The 18478-nt window shown below is 48.2% G+C and carries 15 protein-coding genes and 1 tRNA gene; 9 read left to right on the forward strand and 7 right to left on the reverse strand.

From position 1 onward, the window contains the following. Nucleotides 1-71: 71 nt before the first annotated feature. Nucleotides 72-3353, reverse strand: a complete 3282-nt coding sequence (locus NIES2104_RS01415; RefSeq protein ID WP_058995062.1) for an efflux RND transporter permease subunit — start codon at nucleotides 3351-3353, stop codon at nucleotides 72-74. A gap of 4 nt (nucleotides 3354-3357) precedes the next feature. Beyond that, nucleotides 3358-4794 carry an efflux RND transporter periplasmic adaptor subunit gene (locus NIES2104_RS01420; protein WP_058995064.1) on the reverse strand — a complete coding sequence of 479 codons (1437 nt, stop codon included), beginning with the start codon at nucleotides 4792-4794 and terminating at the stop codon, nucleotides 3358-3360. Nucleotides 4795-4921: 127 nt separating this feature from the next. Here NIES2104_RS01420 and NIES2104_RS01425 point away from each other — a divergent pair, with 127 nt between their 5' ends. The 4 genes from NIES2104_RS01425 to aroF all read left to right on the forward strand — a co-directional run bounded on the left by NIES2104_RS01425 (nucleotide 4922) and on the right by aroF (nucleotide 9014). Next, the gene (locus tag NIES2104_RS01425) at nucleotides 4922-6658 is read left to right on the forward strand and encodes an alpha-amylase family glycosyl hydrolase (protein ID WP_263970882.1); all 1737 of its coding nucleotides are present in this window, start codon (nucleotides 4922-4924) and stop codon (nucleotides 6656-6658) included. A gap of 386 nt (nucleotides 6659-7044) precedes the next feature. Beyond that, nucleotides 7045-7314, forward strand: coding sequence for a 30S ribosomal protein S15 (gene rpsO, locus NIES2104_RS01430; protein ID WP_058995066.1), 270 nt, complete (start codon nucleotides 7045-7047; stop codon nucleotides 7312-7314). Between the two features lie 3 nt (nucleotides 7315-7317). Next, on the forward strand, nucleotides 7318-7851 hold the full coding sequence (locus NIES2104_RS01435) for a PAM68 family protein (protein WP_058995068.1): 534 nt from the start codon (nucleotides 7318-7320) through the stop codon (nucleotides 7849-7851). A gap of 113 nt (nucleotides 7852-7964) precedes the next feature. Next, a complete protein-coding gene (gene aroF / locus NIES2104_RS01440) occupies nucleotides 7965-9014 on the forward strand; it encodes a 3-deoxy-7-phosphoheptulonate synthase (RefSeq protein ID WP_339375053.1) in 1050 nt (349 codons plus the stop codon). A gap of 165 nt (nucleotides 9015-9179) precedes the next feature. On the opposite strand, the gene NIES2104_RS01445 is transcribed toward aroF, so the two are convergent. Beyond that, a complete protein-coding gene (locus NIES2104_RS01445) occupies nucleotides 9180-10574 on the reverse strand; it encodes an amidase (protein ID WP_058995073.1) in 1395 nt (464 codons plus the stop codon). 162 nt (nucleotides 10575-10736) lie between these two features. On the opposite strand from NIES2104_RS01445, the gene NIES2104_RS01450 reads away from it, so the two are divergent. Then, nucleotides 10737-12176, forward strand: a complete 1440-nt coding sequence (locus NIES2104_RS01450; protein ID WP_058995075.1) for an MFS transporter — start codon at nucleotides 10737-10739, stop codon at nucleotides 12174-12176. On the opposite strand, the gene thiL is transcribed toward NIES2104_RS01450, so the two are convergent. Continuing rightward, entirely contained in the window at nucleotides 12166-13131 is a 966-nt protein-coding gene (thiL, locus tag NIES2104_RS01455) for a thiamine-phosphate kinase (RefSeq protein ID WP_058995077.1), read from the reverse strand. The genes NIES2104_RS01450 and thiL overlap by 11 nt on opposite strands. Before the next feature lie 99 nt (nucleotides 13132-13230). Between thiL and NIES2104_RS33240 the strand changes: the two genes are divergently transcribed. Then, nucleotides 13231-13365 carry a hypothetical protein gene (locus tag NIES2104_RS33240; protein ID WP_263970883.1) on the forward strand — a complete coding sequence of 45 codons (135 nt, stop codon included), beginning with the start codon at nucleotides 13231-13233 and terminating at the stop codon, nucleotides 13363-13365. Nucleotides 13366-13610: 245 nt separating this feature from the next. Here NIES2104_RS33240 and NIES2104_RS01465 read toward each other — a convergent pair. Then, a tRNA-Lys gene (locus NIES2104_RS01465) sits at nucleotides 13611-13682 on the reverse strand. 30 nt (nucleotides 13683-13712) lie between these two features. On the opposite strand from NIES2104_RS01465, the gene NIES2104_RS01470 reads away from it, so the two are divergent. Continuing rightward, nucleotides 13713-14915: a bifunctional cobalt-precorrin-7 (C(5))-methyltransferase/cobalt-precorrin-6B (C(15))-methyltransferase gene (locus NIES2104_RS01470; protein ID WP_058995079.1), complete on the forward strand. Its 1203-nt coding sequence runs from the start codon at nucleotides 13713-13715 to the stop codon at nucleotides 14913-14915. On the opposite strand, the gene NIES2104_RS01475 is transcribed toward NIES2104_RS01470, so the two are convergent. Next, nucleotides 14899-15630 (reverse strand): cobalt-precorrin-6A reductase, encoded by a 732-nt coding sequence (locus NIES2104_RS01475; protein WP_058995081.1) that lies wholly within the window; start codon nucleotides 15628-15630, stop codon nucleotides 14899-14901. The genes NIES2104_RS01470 and NIES2104_RS01475 overlap by 17 nt on opposite strands. A 68-nt stretch (nucleotides 15631-15698) precedes the next feature. Here NIES2104_RS01475 and bioA point away from each other — a divergent pair, with 68 nt between their 5' ends. Together bioA and NIES2104_RS01485 are read left to right on the forward strand one after the other, a co-directional pair. Then, entirely contained in the window at nucleotides 15699-16973 is a 1275-nt protein-coding gene (bioA, locus tag NIES2104_RS01480; protein WP_058995083.1) for an adenosylmethionine--8-amino-7-oxononanoate transaminase, read from the forward strand. A gap of 121 nt (nucleotides 16974-17094) precedes the next feature. Next, a complete protein-coding gene (locus NIES2104_RS01485; protein ID WP_058995086.1) occupies nucleotides 17095-17640 on the forward strand; it encodes a hypothetical protein in 546 nt (181 codons plus the stop codon). Here the strand turns inward: NIES2104_RS01485 and NIES2104_RS01490 are convergent. After that, nucleotides 17621-18478, reverse strand: coding sequence for a Uma2 family endonuclease (locus NIES2104_RS01490; RefSeq protein ID WP_058995088.1), 858 nt, complete (start codon nucleotides 18476-18478; stop codon nucleotides 17621-17623). The two genes, NIES2104_RS01485 and NIES2104_RS01490, sit on opposite strands and share 20 nt — an antisense overlap.

Here is an 18478-nt window from a genome sequence, read left to right on the forward strand (position 1 = left end):
AGGCAGAAGCCCTGGATAGGAGAGGGGCAAGAGAAGATTCTTGTCCCCCTTCTTGATTCACTTCACAATCCTCAGTGTCCATCTCGATCCGATCGACTCATTGCCGTTTCGCGATCGCCCGAACTCGACCCATTCCCATCGACTAAAACAGGTTTTGCAGGTCGTCGAATCCGATCTTCGAGCGATTTGATCATGATGTACAGCACCGGAACGATAAACAAACTGAGGAACGTTGCGACCGCCATCCCACCGACGATCGCAGTTCCTAAAGATTGACGGGCGGCGGCTCCGGGTCCGGTTGCAATCACCAGGGGTAACGCACCGATCGCCGTTGAAATTGCAGTCATGAGAATCGGTCTGAGTCGTTCTCGACCTGCGAAAACAACTGCACTCGCGATTCCTTTTCCGCGCTCGCGCTCTTCATTCGCAAATTCCACAATCAGAATCGAGTTTTTACTTGCCATCCCGATCAGCATCACAAACCCGATTTGGGTATACACATCGTTCGCTGTTCCGCGCAGCAGTACGGCTAACAAGGCTCCTAAGATTGCCAGAGGAACCGTCAGCATAATGATGAACGGATCAACGTAGTTTTCGTACTGTGCCGCGAGTGTGAGGAATACAAAGACGATCGCTAATCCAAAGATGAATACAGCCGCTCCACCGGATTCGATTTCTTCAAGCGACAGTCCCGACCATTGAAATCCAAAACCTCTGGGCAATGTTTCGCGGGCAACGGTTTCCATTGCTTGAATCGCTTGTCCTGAACTCGTTCCAGGTGCAGCCGCACCGTTAATCTCAACGGAGCGGAATAGATTGTAGTGCGTAATGATCGAAGGTCCGTTTGTTTGAGACACGCGCACTAAGTTACCCAGCGGAATCATCCGGGGAGTTCCACCATTCGTAGGAGTACTGCGAACATACAATCGCTTGATGTCCTCAGGATTCGATCGAAACTGACTATCCGCCTGGATATAGACTCGATACGCTCGGTTGAATTGGTTGAAATCGTTGATATAAGCTGAGCCAAGGAAGATTTGCAGCGTGTTGAAAATGTCTTGAAGTGAAACTTCAAGTTGATTTGCGCGATCGCGATCGACTTCAATCGAAATCTGCGGCGTATTGCCGTTAAAGTTCGGGCGTAATCCTGCTAACTGCGGACTTTGAGCAGAAGGATAAGTCGAGGCGCGACCGAGGAACTTTCCTAATGTTTCACCCAAAGCAGGAAAGCCTAATCCGGTTCGGTCTTGCAGGTGAAATTCAAAGCCACCAAAGTTACCAATTCCGGGAACTGCAGGTAAGTTAAACGGCAACACGACTGCTTCTTGAATGGCTGCCATTTTCGGAAATAATCCCGTTGGGCTAGGGAAAAATCCACCAATGATCGCTTGCAAAGATTGATTCGATCCAGTTCTTTCTTCCCAAGGCTTTAAAGTGGTGAAAATTAACCCATTGTTCGGGGTTGCTCCACTAAAGCTAAATCCACCGACTGCAAAGATGTTTGATACTTCTGGTTGTGCTTTTAGAATCGCTTCTGCTTTCTCTAACACTTTCTCGGTGTAGTCGAGTGAAACACCTTCTGGAGCTTGCACAACGGTAATAAATACCCCTTGATCTTCATCGGGAATAAAGGCTTGTGGCACGAAGCCATACACGAAGTAAGTGAGGACTAATGCACCCGCAAAAAACGAGAGAATCAGGCTTTTACGGCGGACAACCCGATCGAGGTTTCGCGCATAGCTATCACGAGTTTTATCGATCGCCCAATTCACCCGCCGGAAAAACCAATTGCTGTTCGTGTTTGGTTTGTATTTAAGCATTAATGCCGACAACATCGGGGTGAAAGTCAGCGCATTGAATGTAGAAACTAAAACTGAAAACGCGATCGTTAACGCAAATTGTCGATACAACTGTCCGGTTGTTCCAGGAAAAAACGCAACAGGTACGAACACCGTAATTAATACCAGTGAAGTTGCAATAACAACTCCAAATAGCACATTCATCGATTCGATCGCGGCTTCAAGCGGGCGCTTTCCTTCTTCTTGAATGCGTCGGGTGATGTCTTCGATAATCACGATCGCATCATCCACAACCAACCCTGTTGCCAGCGTTAATCCAAATAGAGTCAGAGTGTTGATCGAAAATCCGAGCACTTTGACAAAAATGAACGTACCGAGAAATGCGATCGGAATCACGATCGAGGTAATAAACGCCGCTCTCCAATCTTGCAAAAACAGAAACAGAATCAAGACCACTAAGACAACGGCTTGAATCAGTGATGAAACAACTTCTTTCGCCCCTGCATCAATAAAAGTCGTCGTGTCGAACGCCACATCGTAACGTAATCCAGGTGGAAAGCTTGCAGACAATCGCTGAATCTCGTCTTTTACGGCTTGCGCAACATCGAGCGCATTACTGCCGAATAGTTGATTCACCCCTAATCCAATGCCTCGGTGAGTCACCCGATCTTTCGTTGTGAATCTCAACAATGAACCATAGTTTTCGGCTCCGAGTTCTGCACGTCCGACATCCCGCAACCTGACTAGAGTTCCAGTTCCCGTCGATCGAATGACTAGATTATTGAATTCCTCAACATCTTTGAGTCGTCCTTGTGCGGTTACGGAATACTGATACTGCTGTCCAGGAAGTGCGGGCGCTTGTCCAATCTGTCCGGCTCCCACCTGAATGTTTTGCTGTTGCAGTGCGGCAACGACATCTTGAGGAGTCAAGGTGCGACTGGCAAGCCGTTCTGGATCAAGCCACAACCGCATCGCGTAAGTTCGTTCTCCAAAGATTTGAACTTCGCCGACTCCTTTGATTCGTCGAATCGCATCAGCGAGATAGAGATCTGCATAGTTGCTCAGGTACAGATCATCGTAAAGGTCTTGATTCTTTTTCTCATCGCGCTCGGAATAAAGCCCGATCGCTAAGAGAAAATTATTGTTCGTTTTGGCAACTTGAACTCCCGTCTGCGTTACCGGTCCCGGTAAGCGCGACTGCACTGTAGAGACTCGGTTCTGCACATCAACCGCCGCTAAATCTTGATTGATGCCCAGATCAAAGGTCAAATTAATCTGACTCACACCATTGTTCGCGCTGGTGGACTTGATAAATTTCACACCATTGATGCCGTTGAGCTGTCGCTCTAGAATGTTCGTCACCGTCGATTCGACGACTTCAGCATTCGCGCCTACATAGTTAGAAGTCACACTCACTTGAGGCGGAGCAATCTCTGGATACTGCGCCACAGGCAAGGTCGGAATACAAGCAATCCCCAACAGCGTGATCATGATCGAACACACTGTCGCAAACACAGGGCGCTTGATAAAAAAGGTAGAGATTGAAAAAATCATGGCGTTACGGTGAGGGCTTCATTTGTGCCGCATCCGCGATCGGGGCACAGTTTTGCAGTTGGAGAATGCCGGAAGTCACAATGCGATCGCTGGCTGTGACTCCTTCTAAAATTTCTTGCTCGTTCCCGATAATTTTGCCGAGTTGCACCGGTTTCTGAGCTGCAACTAACTGATCTGGAGTGACTTCGACGGGTCCGCCGCCGCCTTGAGGAGCCGCAGGAGCTTCACAGCCTGAAGCCTGAAAAGGGGTTGCGACGAAGAGAAAATCTCTGCCTCCCAAGCGCGAAATTGCGGTGGTCGGAACTAATACACCCGGACGATTTGCCCACACAACTCTAGCCCGCACAAATTGCGAAGTCCTCAGTCCTCCTGCATTGGCAAATCGAGCTTTCACCTGAACGGATTGAGTCGCCGGATCAACATTCGGCGCGATAAAGGAAATTTGCCCATTCTGCACCGGCTGATTTTGATCGTTTAATAATCTCACAGGGAGTCCGGTTCGCAGTGCAGAAGCGCGTTCTAACGGGATTTGAATCTGAATCTCTAGCTGATCATTTTGGGTCAGCGTTAAAAGATCCGTGGGATTCGCGTTACTAACGGTATCGCCCACTTTGACCGGAATATCGCCCACAACGCCGGAAAATGGAGCCGTAATCGTGAAGTCATCGAGTTGAGCGACTCCTTCAGCCGTATTCGCTTGCGCCTGTTCTACCGCTCGTTGATTTCGGGTAACCGTTGATTGGGTTCTTTGAATCGCGGCACGTTGGGCGGCAATATCGGCATCGGCTTGTCTAAGAGCCGCTTGAGCCGTTTGGAGTGCATTGAGTCGCTGATCGACAATTTGCTGACTGGTTGCGCCTTCTTTTTGCAATCGAACAAAGCGATCGTATTCCTGCTGTGCTAGTCGGACGTTCGATTCTGCGGTGGCGCGTTGGGCTTGAAGCGATCGCAAGGCTTCATTCGCACTTCCCACATCTGCCCGCGCTGATTCGACTTCAGCTTGAGCCGTTTGGGTTGCCGATTGCCGACTGGCAACTTGGGCGCGTTGTTGAGCGGAATCGATCTGAATTAAGGGCTGACCAGCTTCGACTCGTTGCCCTGGTCGGACGAGAATCGAGGCAATTTGCCCGGAGACTTTCGGTTGGAGTGTCACCGACTGACGCGAATCGAGACTGGCGGCATAGTCGGAACTATCTTCGACGATCGAAGATTTCGGATTGGCAAGCGGAACTGGGGTCGCTTGTGGCTTCATTTGGCTGGCAATCATCAGCGGCAAAATCAGCCGATTGAAGAGAATCCAGCCGAGTCCACCCAGGACAGCAAGCCCGACCAAGCCAGGAACGAGAAATCGCTGCCAGCGAGGAGGGGGATTTTTTCGAGCGGGGGGGGTTTCGACTTCGGTAGAGGTCTGAAGGTTACGGTCAGTGTCTTCGCCGTTCATTGAGTTAGCCAGTAGAGTCGTGTAATCGAAGCGCAAAGGACGAACTGAAAGGGCAGACGAGTTTCCTATATTATGATGGGTGCGAACTATTCGAGCTCTGCCTTTCGGTAGACAAGTCTATCTGAGGATGGTTAGCAAAACGCTTGGAATCTTTCAAGCGTCAGATGTCCAAGCAGATAGAGTCGATCGATACTGCTTCATCTATACAGTTTTACCATTTATGAGTAGCGCGATCGAGTTTAACGTTTTTGCCCCCCGAAACGAGGAAATTCATCTCATTCTAGATGGAAAAGAAACCCTAATGAAAAAGGGTGAAGATGGGTTCTTTCGGGTACAGATCGATTTAGAGGATGGACAATATCAATACAAGCTGCGCGTGAAATCGAACAGTCCAGCCTTAGAGAATCAATGGGTAGAAACGAACGATCCGTATATGACAGAAATGGATCGTAAAACGGAAAATGGAATCGTTCGGATCAAAGATGGAAAACGCCTTTTAGATACTTATATTTGGAAACACGATGATCAACCGCTTCCCCAAAATCGCGATCTGATCCTTTACGAAATGCACATCGCTGATTTTTGCGGCAAAGGAACGGATATTTCTGATCCCACGAAGTTCAAGCAGGTTTTAAAAAAACTTGATTATTTAAGCGAACTAGGGATTAATGCGATCGCGCTAATGCCTGTAACTGAATATGACGGTGACTATCGCTGGGGCTACATGCCGCTACATTTTTTTGCATTAGAAAGCAGCTACGGCAAGCCCGAAGATTTCAAACAGTTGATCGATGAATGTCACGCCCGTGGAATTCGCGTCCTGCTCGATTGCATCTTTAATCACACGAACGAAGAAAGTCCGTTGTTAAAAATCGATCGAGATTACTGGTACTACCACGATCGACATTACCCTGAAGATGACGCGAACTATTGGGGACCGGAACTGAGCTACGAAAATATTGATAGCGGTCTTAATATCCGCCCGACTTGGAACTTTGTGCGCGACGTGGTGCAATTCTGGATTCGCGAGTATCACATTGATGGAATTCGATATGATGCGGTGCGGCAGATTGCCAGCTATGAGTTTTTCGGCTGGCTATTCGATGAAATCAAAGTCGAAGGAAAGCCGTTCTATCAGATTGCCGAACATATTCCTGATACGAGCGAAGTTTGCAAACCTAAAGGTGTATTTGATGCTTGCTGGCATGAGAGTTTTCGATATTTTCTCAAAGACGCACTCACGGGCGAATCGTTAAATTTAGAGGAACTGAAAAAAGCGATCGATGCCCGACAACAAGGCTACGCGCAATCGACCGCGACCATCAACTATCTAGCAACTCACGATCGTGAACATATGATCGTCGAATTAGGTGATGTGGGGATTTTTGATCAGCCTGCGTTCGATCGCGTTAAATTCGGCGCAATTCTGCAACTCACAGCCCCCGGTGTTCCGATGCTGTGGATGGGTGATGAATTTGGACAACCGACTCATAAGACCAAAACAACGACTGAACCAAATCAGTTGGATTGGTCACTGTTGGATCAAAATCGTGATTTGTTTGAGTTTTATCAACGTGCGATCGCGCTGCGTCACGAAAAATCTTCACTCCGAACTGAGAATATCGAATTCTTTTTCGAGAATGCTGACGACAAGATTTTGGCTTATGTGCGATGGAACGACGAGGGTGCGAGAGTTGTAATCGTCGCGAATTTCTCGGAGCAGGATTATGAGGGATATGCGATCGAGAATTTTCCAAGTGAGGGAAATTGGAAAGATTGGAATTCTGGAACTGCGATCGAGGTAAATGAGGGGAATTTATCGATCGACCTTCCGAAGTTTAGTGCCAGAGTTTTGTTGGGCTGAAGAGGTGGGGAGTAGGGAGTGGGGAGAGACGGCGAACTGAATTTTAGAGGGTGTTTGAAAAGTATAAAAAGTCTCTTCGCTTCGATTGCCTCCCGCCCTGAAATGAATTTCGGGCTAACCGTGGAAAGTCTACTTCAGTAGACTGGGAGCTAGGTTAAAGTTCTTAGTCCATTTCAATGGACTTGCGCCGATTAGCCCGAAATTCATTTCAGGGCGGAATGTAGCGATGAACGAACGCTTTTCAAACACCCTCTTAATCAAACGCTGACCTAACTCCTCTGCACCCCACTCCCTACCCCCCACTCCTAAATTCCCTCATCCCACCCCCGAATTGCTGTGATAATATTAAAAACTGCCGTATTCATCGCAATTCAGGAAAATTCTCAATGGCACTGGTACAAGAGCGCAAGCAAGAAATCATCGGTCAATATCAAGTCCACGAAACCGACACCGGATCAGCCGATGTCCAAGTGGCAATCCTCACCGAGCGGATCAACAAACTCAGCCTCCACCTGAGATCCAACAAAAAAGACCACGCTTCCCGGACTGGACTACTCAAAATGATCGGTCAGCGCAAACGTCTTCTCGCCTACATCCAAAAAGGTGATGTCGATCGCTATCGTGCTCTGATTGGTCGTCTCGGTATCCGGGGTTAAACCATGTCTGACAACGCCCCTGATTCCAACTCAGAGCGGCTCCCATTCGAGCCAGGACGCAAAAAAGCGAAATCCACTGCAAAACCCGCGCCCGAACCCGTCAAGACACCCGCAAAAGAAGCTAAACCCGCTTTCATCGAGAAGCGCCCCAAAACTTCCTCGAAAAAGCCCGTGGCACAAGAGCGATCACGTGAATCTCTTGCTGTTCCCGATGTGGTCAGTAAGCGGATGGCGCGGCGCATGGCTTTCTTTTGTGGTGTGCCGACGACCTTGGGCATCGCTACATTTGTGGTGAGCTATTTCATCGTAACTAAAGGCATTTACAAGTTGCCGAACGTGGCTGTAGTGCTCGTCAGTATGCTCTTTTTTGGATTAGGGGTGGTTGGCTTGTCTTTCGGCTTGCTCTCGGCTTCTTGGGATGAAGATCGCGTCGGTGGATTGGTGGGAGTGAATGAATTCTCGACCAATCTTGGACGACTCGTTTCTGCCTGGAAAGGAGCGCGTCAGCAACAAAAGCAAGCGAAAGGCGAGAATTAAGCAACGATCGAGTACGGTACGATTAACTCTAAAGACTGATCCGGGCAGCAAAATGCTCGATCGGCAATCCAGATCAACACATTACGCCAGGGATTTTTAACATGATTGTGGTTATGAAAGTCGGCTCCCCGGAAGCCGAGATCGCCCGCCTCACTGAAGAATTCACGACTTGGGGTCTTAGCCCTGAAAAGATCGTCGGAAAGCACAAAGTTGTGATCGGTTTAGTGGGTGAAACCGCTGCGATGGACCCGCTACAGATTCAAGAGTCCAGCAATTGGATTGAGCAAGTGTTGCGAGTAGAGCAACCCTTCAAACGTGCCAGCCGCGAGTATCGTCACGGGGAAGCGAGTGAAGTCCCGATCGCGACTCCAAACGGCATTGTTTACATCGGGGAACATCACCCGATCGTGACGGTAGCAGGTCCTTGCTCGGTCGAAAACGAAGAGATGATCATCGAAACGGCTCGTCGGGTGAAAGCGGCGGGAGCGCAATTCCTTAGAGGCGGCGCGTACAAGCCTCGGACTTCTCCCTACGCATTCCAAGGACACGGAGAAAGTGCCCTTGGTTTGTTAGCAGCGGCTCGTGAAGCAACTGGATTGGGGATTATTACCGAATTGATGGACGCGGCTGATTTGGAACCGTTGGCTGAAGTGGCTGACATGATTCAGATCGGAGCGCGGAACATGCAGAACTTCTCGCTGTTGAAGAAAGTCGGAGCGCAGGATAAACCGATTTTGCTCAAGCGCGGAATGGCAGCGACGATCGAAGATTGGCTCATGGCAGCGGAATATATTTTGGCAGCCGGAAACCCGAACGTGATTCTGTGTGAGCGTGGGATTCGGACATTCGATCGACAATATGCCCGAAATACGCTCGACCTTTCAGCGATCCCCGTTCTCAGAACCTTGACCCACTTGCCGATCATGATTGATCCAAGTCACGGAACTGGACGCGCTGAGTATGTTCCAGCGATGGCAATGGCTTCGGTCGCAGCGGGAACCGATTCGCTGATGATCGAAGTGCACCCGAATCCGAAGAAGGCACTTTCTGATGGACCGCAATCGTTGACACCAGATGCGTTCGATGAATTGATGCAGCAATTAGCGATCGTAGGTAAACCGCTCGGTCGTTGGACGGAACAGCGTCAACCTGTGGGCGTTTAAAATTCGGATTGGCATTTTGTGAATCCAGGAATTTTCCGATTTCCGCATTCGGCGGTTCGGAGAATTCCTTGTTTTTTTTTTGGATCTTTGTGGGGTGGGCATCTTGCCTGATTCCCGGTGGCAGGCATCTTGCCTGCCCCACATTTATTTTCTGTTCTAGTTGAATTACTCGATCAACGGTCGCCATCCCTTCCAAGGTTGCGCTTCTTCAATTTGTGCCGCCACCGCTAAAATCGTTTCCTCATCCGCAGGTTTTCCCACAATCTGAACTCCGATCGGTAAACCATTCAGATCAAATCCAGCCGGAATACTAATCGCAGGCTGTCCGGTCACATTGAACGCTGGACAGGGTGCAATCCATTGAATAATTTCTCCGATCGTTCTGACCGGACTTAGTTTCGCCCATTCCCCGATGCGAATCGTAGGATGCAAATAAGTCGGCGTTAACAGGACATCGAAGCGATCGAACAATGCCACCACTTTCCGAGCAAACGTATGGAGTCGAACTTGCGCTTGGCGGTATCGAGAGGCTGAGGTAAATTTCGCTCGCCACCACAGCCAGCGATTCACTTTTTCTAATAAGAAAGGTGGAACTCCTACCTCTACCTGCGCTCTCCAAAGCATTGTAAATGGCTCCACCATCTCACCTAAATCTGGAGTCACAAGCTCGATCGAGTGCCCCATCGATTCGAGTAAATGCGCGATTTTCTCGGTCGCTTCCGCGCAGATTGGATCAGCGCTTCCAATCGGATCGATCGCAGTCACTAACCCAATCCGTAACGGCTCTAATCTGCGCTTTGTCGCCTCTAGAAAAGAAGTTTCTGGATTCGGCAACCAATAGGGATCACCTGTCACATAGCCCGCTGTGACATCCAAAAATGCCGCCGCATCCGCAACCGTTCTCGAAAGAGGACCCGTCACCGCAAATCCAGAAAAAGCTTCCCCCATCGGAGCCATCGAGATCCGACCGCGTGACGGTTTTAGCCCGATCAATCCACAACAAGCCGCCGGACCTCGAATCGATCCACCGCCATCACTGCCTTGCGCGATCGCACAAAGTCCCGCCGCCACTGCCGCAGATGATCCCCCACTCGATCCACCCGGTGTATAGTCCAAATTCCAAGGATTTCGAGCGGGTGGAAATCCAGGCGGCTCTGTGTAAGGAAATGAAGCCAGTTGAGAAGTCGCCGTTTTGCCGAGAATAATAAATCCGGCTTCTTTGAGCTTCTTCACGACTAAATCATCTCGATCGGCGATTCGATTCCGCGCTACTTTCAATCCATACGAACAGGCAACACCTTCGACGGGATTGAGATCTTTAATGGCGATCGGCACTCCGAAAAAGGGCGGTAACTCTGACTCTGAAAGGCGTTCTGTCTTTGAAATGGCATCTGCGATCGCTCGTTCTGCCATCACTGTGAAAAAACTGCCTAACTTCGGATTCAGTTGCTCGATGCGATCAAGGTAAAGCTGCGTCAGTTCGATTGGAGAGATTTCTTTATTCCGAATCAAACGAGCTTGATCGATCGCGGATGTAAAAGCTAATTCTACCGAATCCATAAAAGTGACCCCAGAGACAGAGTATTTTTCACGGCGATGTACCAAATACTATACAGAAGTAAATTTAATGTCGTCGATTGCTGTCCGATTATTGTGTCGCGATCAATGAGACATTAGGTGCCATGATAGTCGAGATAGACTTTCGTGATACCCAACGTAGGTATGGATCGAACGAGGTTAGCAGTGGATTTAGCACCGATTACACCTTCACAAATTATTGAGTCTCCAGAGCCAATTACCGGAAGCGAACCTGTATTTTCGCTCTCCACGCCACCGGAATCGAGATTTTCTAAGGCTGAGATTCGATCGAGTCTCCGCGCTTCGACCTTAGACGGAATTTTCGCCACCGTATTCTCAAATATCGCGGGCGGCGTTCTATTGAGCAATTTTTTGGTTGAACTCGGTGCAACTCCGGTGGAAATTGGCTTATCGGCATCGATTCCGATGATGGCAAATTTGCTGCAACCGTTAGGGGCAATTGTTGGCGATCGCACTTCGAGCCGTCACAATTACTGTTTGGCAATCTATACCCCGTCGCGCCTCATTTGGTTGTTTCTGCTCATTGGGCTAGCTGGCTATCGCTGGGGAAATATTACAAATCATGCAATGGTGGTTTGGACTTTAGCGATCGTTTGTGTGACTCATTTTCTCGGAGCGCTTGGCAGTGCATCCTGGTTGTCTTGGCTGGCGGCATTAGTGCCAAAGCGCTTACGAGGTAGATACTTCAGCATTCGGAACAGTGCAGCGAATCTAACCTGTTTGATCTGTGTGCCGTTAGCAGGATTTGCGGTGTCGCGGTATGACGGAGGCTCGATCGAAGGTTACGGACTGGTTTTATTGTTCGGTATTGTAATGGGATTGCTCAGTCTCGGATTTCAGTGGTTTATGGCTGATGTGAATCCCCAAGAACAGCAGCAAGCTTTACCGCCCACTGAGACCGTTCCGCTAGTTGAGGTTCTAAAGGATGCAAATTTTGTCCGATTTCTGATTTATTTCAGTATCTGGATGTTTGCGGTGAATCTAAGTGCTCCGTTTTTTAACCTTTATCTGCTTGATAACTTAGGATTAGACGTAAGTTGGGTGACGATTTATAGCAGTCTCACTTCAGCGGCAAACTTACTGATGCTGATTGTCTGGGGCAAACTTGCCGATCGAGTAGGCAATCGATTTTTGCTTCTCACAGTTGGCGCTTTAGTTGCAATTACTCCGATTCTCTGGCTTGGAACCGGAACAGATACCTTATCGATTTGGCTATGGTTGCCGTTGCTGCACATGTTAGCGGGTGGAACTTGGGCAGCGATCGATCTTTGCAACAACAATATCCAGCTTGGAATTGCTCCGATGCGAAATCAATCGACCTATTTCGCGATCGCGGCTGCGGTTGCTGGTGTGAGCGGTGCATTAGGAACAACCGCAGGCGGATTTCTCGCGCAGTTAGTTCAATATGGCGGATTGCCTGGACTATTCGCGCTGTCTACGGTGGTGCGGTTTGTGGCACTCATTCCGCTGATTTGGGTGCACGAAGAAGGAGGTCGATCGGTTAGAAAAATTTTCTCATCATTCTTTGGTTCAAAAACAGATTTGCAACTGTCTAATGATTAGAGAAGTGTTGAAAGCCTCGATCGAGGCTTAACGGGCGAGATTCAAATTCGCCTGAAGAATCAATCAACTGCACCATTGGATCAGCAGTAATTTTTCCGACGATCGCTGCTCCTTTCACCTGTTTAATCCAGTGTTGCGCTTGTTCAAACGGTAAACATAAAACCAGTTCTAAATCTTCGCCGCCGTAAAGTGCCCATTCCATTACTTGCTCTGTCGAAACCCACTGTTTTAGTGCTGGATCGATCGGAATTAATGCTCGATCAAGCTTCGCCCCGACTCCACTCATTCGGCAAATTTGCAAGACTGCATCTGCTAGTCCATCACTGCTATCCATTCCAGAAACACGAGTCGAAATCTCAGGTAGATCAAATCGTGGAATCGGATACTGATGAGCACGAATCAAAGACGCTCTTTCCAGTGCAGTGTCATTGTTCAAAAGCATTTCTAACCCTGCACGAGATGAGCCATGATATCCAGTGACGAAAATTGCATCACCGGGTTGAGCCGTCGATCGCTTAATGACTCGCTGTGGATCAACTTGACCCAATGCCGTAATTGCTAACGTCATCACAGGCGATCGACAAATATCACCACCCACGATCGCACCCCCATATTGAGCTAAACAATCAGACATTCCCTGATAAAGTCGCTCGACCCATTCGACAGGCGTTGTTTTCGGTAAGCCTAATCCAACAGTAATTCCAAGCGGTGAGGCTCCCATTGCTGCGAGATCAGAGAGATTTGCAGCGATCGCTCTCCAGCCTGCGGATTCTGGGGGAGTCGTACGATCGCTAAAATGCACTCCATCGATTAGGACATCTGAAGTAATGACGATCGATTTTCCGGGTTCGGTCGGTAAAACGGCGGCATCATCTCCCACAATTGTGCTAGGACAAAATGCTTGAACTCGCTTTAGTAAGCCTTGTTCGCCAATATCTTGAACAGTAAGAGACATAAATACCAACTGATTCTGTCGGTTTGATTACTTTAGCAATAGATTTTGTTTTCTAAATCCTCAGCTTTATAATGCAAGAGAATTTGCTTATTTTTACAGATGCACGTTATTGATTACAATCAGCCTAAATTAATTAAAACCGAAGAAGCAAATGAGCAAGCATTAGCGATCGTAGAAGACTTGATGCACCGCCCTAATCGCACCTCTGAAGAAGGCGAGTTGCTGGAACTCTGAGTTGCTCTGGTTGAAAAGTTTGAACAAGAGCATTATTCACCAGGAACTACTTCAACACCTCAGTCGATGCTACTTTTCTTGATGGAACAACAAGACATCACGGAATCTGATCTAATCGAAATTTTTGGATCTGAAAAAGTTGTCACTGATGTACTGAACGATCGCTGTGAAACCAACCGAACTCAAATGAAAGCACTGGGTCAGTTTTTTAATGTTGATCCGAGCGTATTTCTTTAAGGATTAAATGGATGACCTGGGACTCGAACCCAGAACCAGCGGATTAAGAGTCCGATGCTCTACCATTGAGCTAGTCATCCGAAATTCTTTTTACATCATATCAGGATTGCATGGACAAGTGGTTATCGATCGTTGGAATTGGCGAAGATCGGCTCGAAGGGGTTGCGCCGATTGGTCGATCGCTGATTAATCAGGCTGAAGTTCTGGTGGGTGGCGATCGGCATTTGGCGATGGTGCCGAACGATTCGCGCCCTAGAATTCGCTGGAGTTCGCCGATCGACGACTCTATTCAAAAGCTGCTTACCTATCGGGGACAAGCCGTATGTGTGTTAGCCAGCGGCGATCCAATGTGTTACGGAATTGGAGTCACGTTGAGCCGTCGGATCGCGATCGATGAAATGACGATTATTCCTGCGCTTTCTGCGTTTAGTCTCGCTTGTTCTCGTTTAGGCTGGTCGATGTCGGAAGTAGAAACGCTCAGTCTGTGTGGACGTGATCCAGCTTTGCTGAATGCTGTTCTATATCCGAATGCAAAAATTTTAGTGCTGAGTGCCGATCGACAAACGCCTGCAAAGGTCGCTCAGATGTTATGCAATCGCGGTTTAGCGAATAGTTCAATCCTTGTCTTAGAGCATTTAGGCGGAACAAAAGAACGCATTCTGTCAGGAACAGCAGGCGATTGGAATCATACAAATATTGCAGATTTGAATACGATCGCGATTATTTGCTCTTCTGCATTGCTCCCTTCTCGTAGTCCCGGCATTCCCGATTTTATCTATCAGCATGACGGACAGTTAACTAAGCGAGAAGTTCGAGCCGTTACGCTTTCTACACTTGCTCCACAGCCGGGACAATTACTTTGGGATGTTGGGGCGGGATGTGGATCAATTGCGATCGAATGGATGCGATCGGATCGAAGATGTCATGCGGTCGCGATCGAATCGAATGTCGATCGACTGAAATTAATCGCTCAGAATGCAAACATGTTAGGGGTTCCGAATCTTAGGATTGTGGCTGGAAAAGCACCGATCGCGCTTCAAGATTTGCCTCAGCCCGATACGATCTTTATTGGCGGTGGGTTGACGGTGCCGGATGTGGTTGACACCTGTTGGCGATCGCTCTGTGCTGGAGGTCGATTAGTCGCAAATGCAGTTACAGTCGAAACTGAAGCGCAATTGTTTCATTGGCACAGTCAATTAGGTGGAGAACTGACGAGAATTGCAGTTCAAAGAGCGGAACCTGTTGGAAAATTCTTAGGTTGGAAAGCAATGGCACCGATTACTCAATGGTGCGTGATTAAAGATGTTGATTAATCCATAGCAACGCTAATTCAACATCAGAAACAGTTTTTCCATCAGGCATTGGTGGACGTTGTACCATGACGACAGGTAAATTTAATTCTCGTGCTGCAATTAACTTAGAAACAGTTGCATCGCCGCCGCTGTTTTTACTGACGATCGCTTGAATCTGATAGTGCTGCATCCAAGCGCGTTCTTGCTCAACCGAAAATGGGGCACGCGCTAACAAAACTTCTCCAGGTGGAATCACGGTTTTAGGCGGATCAATCATTCGCATCAAAAACCATAAATCTGTAAGATGCGCGAATGTCGAAAGCTCTTGTCGTCCGATCGTTAAAAAAATTCGCTGTGCTAAATTTGGTAAAATTGCTGCTGCTGCTTCGTTACTTTCAACTTCGATCCAGTGCGGTTCTGATTCCCAAGCAGGACGCACGATCGACAATCGCGGAATCGAAACGCGATCGACTGCCGTTGCTGCATTCCACGAAATTTGAGCCGCAAACGGATGAGTCGCATCAATCAATAAATCAATCTGCTGGTCTTGAAGATAGTGCACTAATCCTTCTACGCCACCAAACCCACCACTCCGAACTGTTCCAGTGGGATTAATTGGCTGTTGAGTACGACCCGCTAACGAAGAAATCACTTCTAAGCTTGGAATCTTTGCGGCTTGTGTCGCTAACTGGGTTGCTTCGGTTGTACCCCCTAGAATCAGCAAACGTTTTTTCACGATCAACAATCCAAACTACCATCGATACTATATGAGACAATAGACAACGCTGCAATCTCGATCGAACCATGAACTCTCCAATCTGGCGACCTTTTACACAGATGAAAACGACACCAGAGCCGCTAAAAGTGAAGCGCGGTGAAGGAGTTTGGCTAGAACTCGAAGACGATCGACGAATTCTGGATTGTATTTCAAGCTGGTGGGTCACGATTCACGGTCATGCACATCCCGCACTTGCAGAAGCACTGTATCAACAAGCACTACAATTAGAGCATGTCATCTTTGCTGGATTTACACATGATCCGGCTGAACAATTAGCACAGAAGTTACTCGCTCAATTGCCATCTGAACTAACAAAAGTGTTCTTCTCTGACAATGGTTCGACAGCGATCGAAGTCGCACTAAAAATGGCATATCAATACTGGCGCAACCTCGGAGAAGATCGCACTCGATTTATTACCTTTGAAGGTGGATATCATGGCGATACGATCGGTGCAATGTCGATCGGTGCGGGTTCTACATGGTGGCAAAAATTCCGCGATTTAATGTTTGAGACCGCGTTAGTTCCCTTTCCTGAAACTTATGAGGGAGATGCAGACATCGATCGTAAAGAAAGCGAAGTGTTAGACGCGATCGCACAATTACTTCAACAGCAAAACATCATTGGGATCTTCATCGAACCTTTGATTCAAGGTGCAGGCGGAATGCGAATGTGCCGCCCTCAATTCTTGCAAAACCTTAGAACATTAGCGGATCAATTCAATGTTTTACTGATTTACGATGAAGTAATGACCGGATTTGGACGAACTGGAGAATTGTTTGCTTGTCTGAAATCGGCTGCAACTCCAGACATTATCTGCTTATCCAAAGGGCTATCTGGTGGATGTCTACCGCTGTCTGTGACGATCGCAACCGAAGCAATCTATCAAGCCTTTTATCAAGACGATCCAACGCAAGCGTTTTATCATGGACATTCCTATACCGGAAACCCATTAGCTTGTGCGACCGGAGTGGTTTCGCTCGATTTACTCACAGAAAATCCTCAAGCCTATCAGCGATTAGAAGCCTTGCACTGGAAATTTCTCGATCGCTATCTCTTAGATCATTCCCGCCTCAAACACTTCCGAGTTTGCGGCACGATCGCAGCAATGGAAGTGAGAACCGATGAAGAATCCGGTTACTTTAACGCGATTTCCCCACGCTTACGATCGCAGTTTCTTGAGGCTGGATTTCTCTTGCGTCCGCTCGGAGATACGCTCTACATTATGCCGCCTTACTGCATTACAGAAGCAGAATTAGAGTCAATTTATGCGGTCATCGATCGCACTTTAAACTCGCTCTAAAATTCACAGTTCCTTTATCAAACTCCTCCGGAGGAATAAAAGCGCTACTGAATATTAATGTATCAAATATAGCAAGGTAGCTGATACAAACTACTGAGCAGTCTACCAATAGAAACCTCCGATGAACAAGCTCGATGATGTTGCGTTGATTCAAAAATTTGTTGAAGGCGAACTTTCGTTTTTAGCAAATCAGAACCTCCGGATTGAACCTGCATTCAACACAGCCCAACTTTTAGCCAAAAAGGGTGAACTGGTTGCGACTGCCAAACTGGTTGGGCGAATTCGAGCCGTCTTAGTTCGGCAATCTTCGACTTATCAAGAGCTTGTCAATCGCGTGCTCGTCTCACAGCAGTATATGCCGACGGGAATCAGCGATCGTGGTTTAGTCCAATACGAACACTGTCCGATTCCTTCAGGCTACGAAGCCAACTACACCGAAGTTCGACAACTCTGGAAATCTTGGCGCAGTCACTACAGCCGTCATGCGAACGCACCTTTATTGATTCGCTCTGGTGAGACTTGGATACCCGTTCGGAAAATTGAATTCGGACAAGACAGTAACTTTTTTATCCAGGTGCCCGGAGATGAAAGAATGCTGTGTGCGACTGATCGGATCATCTGGCTCAGTCCCGCAGAATCAAACATTCCTACAGTTCCTCTGGGTTGATGCCCAGCGATCGTAATCGTTCCGCCAACTGTTGTGCTCTCATGCGCTCTTGCTCTAATTCTCGTTCCGCCTGTTCGGCTCGTTCCCGCTCTTGTTCGGCTCGTTCTCGTTCTAATCTTGCCTGATGACGTTCTCGCTCTGCCCGTTCTCGTTCCCGTTCTGCCCGTTCTCGCTCTAGTTCGGCACGTTCTTGAGCGGTCGGAAACCAGTTTTGGTCTGAATCATACCAGCGTAACCATTGACCCTCCGCAAGTTCATACCGCCCCTGCCAAAGCCCCAAACCGACTTGAATTTCCTCAAGCCAAAGTTTTGAATCCGGTAAAGATAGCGCTTGATACCGCATTCCTACAAGTTTGAACGCCCGAAAATTGTGGGTATAGCGATCGAATACCACGTAGTACGGAACACGCAAAATTTGTTCGTACACTTCCCATTTTGTGGGCGGCTGATTGACATCGCGTAAGGTCTGTCCTAAATCCTCCGCTTCTGTGCCTGGAGAAAGCAATTCGATCACCAAAAACGGCGAGACGCTCTCTTGCCAAATGACATAGCTCAACCGCAGATCTTCTTGAGCGCTCGATCGCTCTACTCCCAGGACAACGAACCAATCCGGGCGCTTATACCACAACGGGCAACGCGACTCATAGTAGAGATTGATGTCAGTCCCGATAAAAAAATCATCGGTTGGGTAAACAGGTGAACGAAAAGTTTCTCGTAATAGTTGGGGCTGGAATTCATGAAACTCGTCGGGCAAACCAGACTCCTGTGGATCTTCGCTAGGAAGATCATACATGGTGGGGAGCGGTTCTCGTGCAGGTTTGAGCGGTCTCCAGTACAT

Source organism: Leptolyngbya sp. NIES-2104 (genome assembly GCF_001485215.1).
Lineage (GTDB): Bacteria > Cyanobacteriota > Cyanobacteriia > Leptolyngbyales > Leptolyngbyaceae > Leptolyngbya.

Coding starts and splice junctions, on each gene's coding strand:
- NIES2104_RS01435 (WP_058995068.1), top strand. CDS start 7,318: ATGTCTGACAACGCCCCTGATTCCAACTCAGAGCGGCTCCCATTCGAG.
- NIES2104_RS01445 (WP_058995073.1), bottom strand. CDS start 10,574: ATGGATTCGGTAGAATTAGCTTTTACATCCGCGATCGATCAAGCTCGT.
- NIES2104_RS33240 (WP_263970883.1), top strand. CDS start 13,231: ATGCACGTTATTGATTACAATCAGCCTAAATTAATTAAAACCGAAGAA.
- bioA (WP_058995083.1), top strand. CDS start 15,699: ATGAACTCTCCAATCTGGCGACCTTTTACACAGATGAAAACGACACCA.
- rpsO (WP_058995066.1), top strand. CDS start 7,045: ATGGCACTGGTACAAGAGCGCAAGCAAGAAATCATCGGTCAATATCAA.
- thiL (WP_058995077.1), bottom strand. CDS start 13,131: ATGTCTCTTACTGTTCAAGATATTGGCGAACAAGGCTTACTAAAGCGA.
- NIES2104_RS01420 (WP_058995064.1), bottom strand. CDS start 4,794: ATGAACGGCGAAGACACTGACCGTAACCTTCAGACCTCTACCGAAGTC.
- aroF (WP_339375053.1), top strand. CDS start 7,965: ATGAAAGTCGGCTCCCCGGAAGCCGAGATCGCCCGCCTCACTGAAGAA.
- NIES2104_RS01415 (WP_058995062.1), bottom strand. CDS start 3,353: ATGATTTTTTCAATCTCTACCTTTTTTATCAAGCGCCCTGTGTTTGCG.
- NIES2104_RS01425 (WP_263970882.1), top strand. CDS start 4,922: ATGGTTAGCAAAACGCTTGGAATCTTTCAAGCGTCAGATGTCCAAGCA.
- NIES2104_RS01485 (WP_058995086.1), top strand. CDS start 17,095: ATGAACAAGCTCGATGATGTTGCGTTGATTCAAAAATTTGTTGAAGGC.
- NIES2104_RS01450 (WP_058995075.1), top strand. CDS start 10,737: ATGGATCGAACGAGGTTAGCAGTGGATTTAGCACCGATTACACCTTCA.
- NIES2104_RS01490 (WP_058995088.1), bottom strand. CDS start 18,478: ATGTACTGGAGACCGCTCAAACCTGCACGAGAACCGCTCCCCACCATG.
- NIES2104_RS01470 (WP_058995079.1), top strand. CDS start 13,713: ATGGACAAGTGGTTATCGATCGTTGGAATTGGCGAAGATCGGCTCGAA.